Origin of the sequence: Streptomyces sp. NRRL B-24572 (assembly GCF_002156145.1) — a bacterium.
Taxonomy (GTDB): Bacteria; Actinomycetota; Actinomycetes; order Streptomycetales; family Streptomycetaceae; genus Streptomyces; species Streptomyces vietnamensis.
The window spans coordinates 1-7,503 of sequence record NZ_MWIG01000786.1; the positions used below are offsets into that span (position 1 = coordinate 1).

The 7,503-nt window shown below is 75.3% G+C and carries 6 protein-coding genes; 2 read left to right on the forward strand and 4 right to left on the reverse strand.

Translation table 11 applies throughout. From position 1 onward, the window contains the following. A partial coding sequence (locus CCN56_RS35875; protein ID WP_256962350.1) for a DEAD/DEAH box helicase occupies positions 1 to 1,715 on the forward strand: 1,715 nt, incomplete at its 5' end. On the opposite strand, the gene CCN56_RS35880 is transcribed toward CCN56_RS35875, so the two are convergent. Both CCN56_RS35880 and CCN56_RS35885 read right to left on the reverse strand, forming a co-directional pair. Beyond that, positions 1,640 to 2,542, reverse strand: coding sequence for a tyrosine-protein phosphatase (locus tag CCN56_RS35880; RefSeq protein WP_086831941.1), 903 nt, complete (start codon positions 2,540 to 2,542; stop codon positions 1,640 to 1,642). The two genes, CCN56_RS35875 and CCN56_RS35880, sit on opposite strands and share 76 nt — an antisense overlap. A gap of 219 nt (positions 2,543 to 2,761) precedes the next feature. After that, on the reverse strand, positions 2,762 to 3,265 hold the full coding sequence (locus CCN56_RS35885; protein ID WP_256962351.1) for a MarR family winged helix-turn-helix transcriptional regulator: 504 nt from the start codon (positions 3,263 to 3,265) through the stop codon (positions 2,762 to 2,764). A 116-nt stretch (positions 3,266 to 3,381) separates the two neighbouring features. Between CCN56_RS35885 and CCN56_RS35890 the strand changes: the two genes are divergently transcribed. Beyond that, complete coding sequence (locus CCN56_RS35890) at positions 3,382 to 4,761, forward strand: MFS transporter (RefSeq protein WP_306300658.1); 1,380 nt, start codon at positions 3,382 to 3,384, stop codon at positions 4,759 to 4,761. A gap of 117 nt (positions 4,762 to 4,878) precedes the next feature. Here CCN56_RS35890 and CCN56_RS35895 read toward each other — a convergent pair whose 3' ends face one another. Beyond that, positions 4,879 to 6,348 carry an ankyrin repeat domain-containing protein gene (locus CCN56_RS35895; RefSeq protein WP_256962352.1) on the reverse strand — a complete coding sequence of 490 codons (1,470 nt, stop codon included), beginning with the start codon at positions 6,346 to 6,348 and terminating at the stop codon, positions 4,879 to 4,881. 45 nt (positions 6,349 to 6,393) lie between these two features. After that, entirely contained in the window at positions 6,394 to 7,278 is an 885-nt protein-coding gene (locus CCN56_RS35900; protein ID WP_086831943.1) for a hypothetical protein, read from the reverse strand. Between the last annotated feature and the right edge of the window lie 225 nt (positions 7,279 to 7,503).

Below are 7,503 nucleotides of genomic sequence, written 5' to 3' on the forward strand. Positions count from 1 at the left end.
CCGCGCCCCCGCCGCCGCAGGAGTTCACTCCGCCGGAGACGGTGACGCCCGCGCTGCCGCCCGTGGCCTCCTTCGAGGACCTGGACATGCCAGCCGCGCTGCTGCGGACGCTCACCGAGCAGGGTGTGACCGAGCCCTTCCCGATCCAGGCCGCGACCCTGCCGAACTCGATCGCCGGGCGCGACGTCCTCGGCCGGGGGCGTACCGGCTCCGGCAAGACCCTCGCCTTCGGGCTCGCGCTCCTGGCCCGCACCGCGGGCCGCCGCGCCGAGCCGACCGCGCCGCTCGCGCTGGTCCTGGTGCCGACCCGCGAGCTCGCCCAGCAGGTGACCGACGCCCTCACCCCGTACGCCGCCGCGCTGCGGCTGCGGATCACCACGGTCGTCGGCGGCATGTCGATCACCCGGCAGTCCTCGTCCCTGCGGCGCGGCGCCGAGGTCCTCATCGCCACGCCCGGCCGGCTGCACGACCTCATCGAGCGGGGCGACTGCCGGCTCGACCAGGTCGCCGTCACGGTCCTCGACGAGGCCGACCAGATGGCCGACATGGGCTTCCTGCCGCAGGTCACGAAGCTGCTCAAGCAGGTCGAGCCGGGCGGGCAGCGGCTGCTGTTCTCCGCCACCCTCGACCGGAACATCGACAAGCTGGTCAAGATGTTCCTGGACGACCCGGTCGTGCACTCGGTCGACCCGTCGGCCGGTGCGGTGACCACGATGGAGCACCACCTGCTCTACGTGCTCGACGAGACCGACAAGAAGGCCGTCACGCTGCGGATCGCGGCCCGCGAAGGCCGGACGATCCTCTTCATGGACACCAAGCGGTCCGTGGACCGGCTGGTCAAGCGGCTCCTCGCCAACGGCGTGCGGGCCTCCGGGCTGCACGGCGGCCGCTCGCAGCCGCAGCGCAACCGGACCCTGGACCAGTTCAAGACCGGCCAGGTCACCACGCTCGTCGCGACGAACGTGGCGGCCCGCGGCATCCACGTGGACGACCTCGACATGGTCGTGAACGTCGACCCGCCGATGGACCACAAGGACTATCTGCACCGCGGCGGCCGCACCGCCCGCGCCGGCGAGTCCGGCAGCGTCTTCACGCTGGTCCTGCCCGAGCAGAAGCGGGACATGGGCCGGCTGATGTCGAACGCGGGCATCAGCCCCCGTACGGCGCAGATCAAGTCCAGCGACGAGGAGCTCGCCGAGCTCACCGGCGCCCGGGAGCCCTCGGGCGTCCCCGTCGTCATCGAGGTCCCGCAGCCGACCCCGGCGCGGGGGTCGGCGGGCGCCGGTGGCGCGGGCACGGGCGGCCGTCGCCGTCGCCGTCCGTCCGCCTCCGGAAGCGGTGGTACGGGCACGGCCGCACCGGCCTCGGGCCACGCCCCCGGCACGTCCACCGGCCGCGGGTCCGCCGCCCCCACCGGAAGCCGGACCTCCGGCACCGCGACGGGCACGGGCCGGGGCTCCGGCACCGCGTCCGGCTCCGGACGGGCGACGGCCGGTTCGGGGCGCGGCTCCGGTGCGGGCCGGGGTTCCGGTTCGGCGTCCGGTGCGGGCCGGGGTTCCGGTTCCGCGTCCGGCACCGGCCGGGGTTCCGGCGCGGGCGCCGGGCGCGGTGCGGCGGCCGGTGCCGGCCGGGGCGGGCGTCAGGCGTCGGCCACCAGCCGTTCGCGGAGCGCCGCGAGCTCGCGCAGCTCCAGGCCGAGGCCGACCGACACGTAACGGAAGAGGCTCCCGTACGAGGTGCGGACCTGGTCGAGGGCGGTGTCCAGGTACTCGGTCCGCACCTCCTGGAGCGGCACGATCAGCTCCGGGTTCTGCATGAGCCCGCCCTGCTTCAGGCCCTCCCGCACCCGTGCGTCGTAGGCGGCGCGGAAGGTGTTGGAGGCCAGGTAGTCCGCGCGGGCGGAGGCCTCGGGCACCCCGAGCAGAGTGAGCAGGAGCCAGCTCGTCCAGCCGGTGCGGTCCTTGCCGGAGGTGCAGTGGAAGAGCAGCGGCCCCCGGCGGGGATCGGCGAGGTCCCGCAGGGTGGCCGCGAAGGCGGCCCGGTTGGCGGGGTCGGTGACGAAGGTGCGGTAGACCTCGCGCATGAAGGCGGCGGCCCGGCCGTCGCCGAGCATCTCCTCCTGCCGGACCGGGTCGCGGGAGCCGATCGCGGCCATCAGCTGCCCGAAGAGGCCGTGGTCGGTGATGGGCCGGGCGACCGGGACCGGGCCCGCGGGCAGCCGGTCGGCGCCGTCGTACCCGACCTCCAGCGGGATCCGCAGGTCGACCACCGTGCCGAGGCCGAGCCCGGCGAGGGTGGTGAGGTCGGCGTCGGTGAGCTTGGCGAGGTGGTCGCTCCGGTAGGCGAGGCCGTGCCGGACACGGGCGCCGTCGTAGGTGACGTACCCGCCGAGATCGCGGACGTTGACCGCCCCCTGGAGCGGGATCCGGCGGATCTCGGTGGCGGAGCGGAGGCGGGGGCGGGCGTGCGCCTCCGTGGGCAGGACCGAGAGCAGGGCGGCGGCACCGGTGGTGGTGAGCAGTGCACGTCGGGACAGGGGCATGGCTGGGCTCCCTTGCGGACTGACGGACGTACGGCAGGGCCGTACGGCTGACGGACTCGGGTGGGACAGCCGTGGGCGGACGGGCCCGCGGAGCGAGCGGGAAGGCCACCGTTCCATCAAACGTTAGTTAGGTGACCTGGCGGCAAGGAAGGTAGCAGCCGGAAGGGCCGAAGGGGAGGGGTCTGCGGCACCCGGCGTGCGGCGCGCGGCCGCGCGGGGCTACTCCGTGAGGCGCTTGGTGGCGGCGCGCTGACGGTCGGTCGCGCCGGTCAGGAAGCGGGTGATCGTCGCCAGCTCCTCGGTCGTGAACTCCTCGTAGAGCTCGTGCACCTCGCGCGCCCAGTCGTCGAAGAGCGGGGCGAGCTCGGCCAGCTTCTCGGGGCGGGGCTCGACGAGCACCCGGCGCTTGTCCGTCGGGTGCTTCACCCTGCGCACGAAGCCCTTGCGCTCCAGGCGGTCGACGAGCCCGGTGACGGAGGCGGGGGCCAGGCCCGAGTGCTCGGCCAGCTCCTTGGCGGTGAGGGGGCCGTGCCGTTCGAGCAGGTCGAGCGTCTTGGTCTCGGTGGCGCCCAGGTCCTGCTGGGCCGCGATCGCCGAGTGGAAGGCGATCGAGGCCGCGCTGGAGTCCCGGCGGGCGGCGGTGAGGGCGGCGATGACCGCGCCTCGCTCCGGGTCCTGTCCGCTGTGCTGCTCGCCGCCCCGCTCCCTGCCCTGCTCGTCCATGGCGGCAGCCTAGCAAAATTCATTTCGTTCGCCCGAACGAAACACTTGTGGTCAGGGGCGGGTTCCTGTCATCGTTTATTTCGTTCGGGCGAACGAAATAAATCGAGGAGGACCCCGTGTCACCCACCCCGCACCGCTGGGCCGCCGCCGTCGTCATGATGGTCGCCGCCCTCATGGACCTGGTCGACGTCACCATCGTCAACGTCGCCCTGCCCTCCCTCGGGCGCGGCCTCGGAGCCTCCGAGAGCACCCTCCAGTGGACCGTCTCGGCCTATCTGCTCGGCTTCGCCGCCACCCTCGTCGTCGCAGGACGGCTCGGCGACCGCTACGGCCGCAAGGTGCTCTTCCTCGCCGGCACCGCCGGATTCGGCCTGGCGAGCCTCGCCTGCGGCCTCGCGCAGACCCCCGGCCAGCTGATCGCCGCGCGTGCCGTGCAGGGCGTCGCGGCCGCGGTCCTCATGCCGCAGGTGCTCGGCTCCTTCCACAGCCTCTTCCGGGGCGAGGAGCGCGGCAAGGTCTTCGGCCTGTACGGGGCGGTGGCCGGCTTCGCCTCCGCGATCGGACTGCTGCTCGGCGGCGTCCTCACCGACGCGGACCTCTTCGGCCTCGGCTGGCGGAGCGTCTTCCTCGTCAACGTCCCCGTCTCGCTCCTCACCCTGATCGCGGCCGTCGTCCTCGTCCCCGCCACCCGCGAGCGGGCCGCAGCCCGGCCCCCGGTCCCCGGCAGCCTCGTCCTCGCCGCAGGACTCGTCGCCGTCGTGCTCCCGCTGGTGCAGGGCCGCGGCTGGGGCTGGCCGCCGTGGGGCTGGGGCGTGCTCGCCGCGGGCGTCCTCGCCGTGGCGGGCGTGGCGGCGCGCGGCTCGGTGTTCCCGGCCGGCACGTTCCGGGTGCCCGCCTTCTCGTACGGCCTGGCCGTCCAGCTGCTCTTCGCCCTCGGCATGCAGGGCTTCTTCCTCGTCTTCGCGATCTGGCTCCAGGGCGGCCAGGGCTACACCCCCACCCAGGCCGGCGTGCTCATGGCCGCCTTCTCGGCCGGCGGCTTCCTGACCGCGCCCGCGGCCGAACCGCTCGCGGTCCGGCTCGGCCGGTACGTCCCGACGGCCGGCGCGGTCCTCATGGCCGCCGGCTACGGCTGGGTCTGGTCCGCGATGGAGGGCGCCGCCCCCGCCCACACCGGTGCCTGGCCCCTGGCCCCCGGTCTCGTGATCGCGGGCGCCGGACTCGGCTTCCTCGTCGTGCCGCTCGTGAACATCGTCCTGTCGGCCGCCCCGGCCGAGCTCGCGGGCAGCGCCTCCGGGGTCTTCTCGACGGCCCAGCAGTTCGGCGGCGCCCTCGGAGCGGCGGCGATCGGCACCGCGTACTTCGCCGACCTCTCCCTCGCGGCCGCGATGCCCTGGGTGCTCGGCGCGTACCTCCTCACCGCCCTGCTGAGCCTGCGACTCCCGGCCTCGGCGACCTCGTCGACCGCGGCCGCGGCGGTGACCGAAGGGGTGTGAGCGGCGGGCTGACGGTCACTCACCCGGCCCAGGGGACGGGGCCGCCGAACCCTCGGCGGCCCCGTCCCCTGGGCCGGCTGATCGACCACGCCTGCTGACACCCCACCGGGAACGGCGTCAGCCGCGGCGCGGGGTCGTCCACTCCAGGCGGGTCCTGACCCGCGGGTCGCGGACGTGCTCCAGGGCGGCGAGCGCCGTCTCGCGCGGCGCGCCGTCCGCCTCCCCGTCCGCGAGGATCGACGCCAGCGCGTCGACGGCGCGCGGGTCCTGGCGGATCGCAAGCCCGCGCGCCGCCTCCGCGGCGGTCTCCGGATCGGCGTCGCCGAGCCGCTCGGCGAGCCCCTCCCGTACGAGCGGGGTGTCGTCGGGCAGCTCGGCGAGCGCGAGGGTCGCCCAGTCCCGCACCCGGGGGTCGCCGTCCCGGCTCAACGCGAGCAGCACCCCGAGCGCCTCGACGTGCCCGGCCGGCACGATCCCGGCGAGGGCCGCCGCGACCGCCCGGCGCACCACCGGGTCCGGATGCCCGGCAGCCGCGAGCAGTTCGGGCACGGCGGCCGCGTCCCCGCACTCCCCGAGCGCGAGGACCGCCGAGAGCAGCGGCTCCCGCGCCGGGGGCACCGCCTCCGCCGCCAGACGCCGCAGGACCGGCACCGCGCTCGGGCCGAAGCCGGGCAGCGCGCCGAGCACCCGCGCGCCGAGGGCCCGGCGCAGCGGATCCCGATAGGCGCACCAGCCGGCCGCCGCCACGAAGGTCTCCTCGTCGGCCCGGCCCGCCAGTTCCGCCACCGCCGTCGTCCAGTCGTCGAGCTCCGGGTCGCCGCAGCGCAGCGCCCGCGCCGCGAGCTCCTCGTGCGGGGTGCGCAGACCGAGCGCCGCCTCCAGGAGCGTCGCGATCGCCGCGTGACCGGTGCCCCGGTCGTCGCCGCGCCCCGGGGCGCCGTTCTCCCGCAGCAGTTCGACGCAGACCGTGATCCCGCCGTCCTCCCGGATCCGCCGGACGACCGCCTCGTACGTCTGCCCGCCCTCGTTCCCGGCGACGAGCCCGCGCCGCAGCTCGGCGGCGATGTCGGCGCCGATCCACCGCCGCGCCTCCCGCAGCGCCGCCTCACGGGACTGCGCCCCGTGGTCGAGGAGCGCCCGTACGCACGCGGACGAGCCGCGCCGGGCGGCGGCGACGAGCGGGAGGAGCCCGTCGGGTCCGGGCCGGTCCGGGTCGGCGCCGTGCTCCAGGAGCACCCGGGCCGTGTCGGCGTAGCCGAGGCGGAGGGCCCAGGCGAGGGCGGTGAAGCCGAACTCCTCCTCCTGGTCGGCCGCCGCGCCCGCCGCGAGCAGCGCCCGCACCACCTCGGTGTGCCCGCCGCAGGCCGCCCCGCACAGCGGCAGGTCGCTGTCGTCCTCCCCGCTGAGCCGGCCCGGGTCGGCCCCGGCGGCCAGCAGCACCCGTACGATCCCGGCCTCGTCGCCGACGGCCGCCCGGTACAGGGCGGTCTCCCCGTCCTCCGTGCCCTCGGGGTCGGCCCCGTCCCGCAGGACCCGTACGGCCCCGTCCTCGTCCCCGGCCCGGATCGCGTCGAACAACGTGCTCATGCCCCGACCCTGACGCGCCGTCGGCACGCGGCGCAAATCCATGCGTCAGGAGGCGCAGTCCAGGATCGAGCCGCACACCCCGCACCGGGCCCGCAGCGCCCGTCCCGCCGGGACCCGCAGGCGCTGGAGGCAGACCGGGCAGGGGAAGGAGACGCCGGTCGCCGGGGCTCCGCCGTCGAAGGCGTACGGGGCGTCCTCGGAGGCCCGGCCCCGGCGCCGTTCCCATCCGTACCGGCGGCGCTCGGCCCAGCCGGCCCCGGCGAGCGGCGGCGCGGTCCGCTCGCGCGCGGCCTCCGCCCGGCCCCGTACCCACGCCTCGTACGCCACCGCGCTGGTGAACCACGGTGAGGGGTCCTCGCCGAAGACCTCGGCCCGCTTGGCGAGGACCCAGCCGAACTCCTCCGGGGTCAGATAGCCGAGCTTCTGGCTCTCGACGCCGTCCTGCCGGTACGCGTCGAGCAGCAGCCAGCCGGCGCCCAGATAGGTGGTCACCACGTCGGTGAGGACCTCGTTCTCGGCGGTGGAGGGGAGGCCGAGGCCGAGCCGGTGCAGCAGGACGTGGGTGATCTCGTGGGCGAGGGCCGCGCCGATGTCCCTGCGGCGGGTCCGGAAGCGGTCGTTGAGCTCGACGAAGTACTCGGGCCCCGCCGTGAGCTCGACGGCCGCCGCGTACTCCATGGGCCGGAAGCTCACCACGATGCGCGCCTCGGGCAGCCGCAGGTGCCGGACGAGGGTGCGGGCCACCCGCTGGGCGCCGAGGTGGAGGTCCTCGTCGTCGCCGAAAGTCACGTCGGCGGCGGTCACGCTGGTCGGGTAGCGGTGCACTCCGTCGGGGGAGAGGCGGCGGTAGAGCGCGGTGAGCGAGGCCCGCATCGTGGCGCGGTGCGGGAAGCCGTGGATGACACGGTCGGCCTCATGTCGGTTCGGCATGCCGGATCCCCCCTCCCGTCCACTGTACGGTCCCTCCATCGGATCTGGCCGAAAAGGCTTTCTTGTGGCGCTGGTTGGGCGCTGTTCATAATCCGGACAGGCCTTGACGAGCACATGTCAGCGCGTTCATGTCATCCCTCCGTCGAGGCCGACCCCCCACGAGAGAAGGAAGACACGTGAAGCAGAACCGCATGGTCCGTGCCCTCCAGAAGCTGGCCGCCGCCG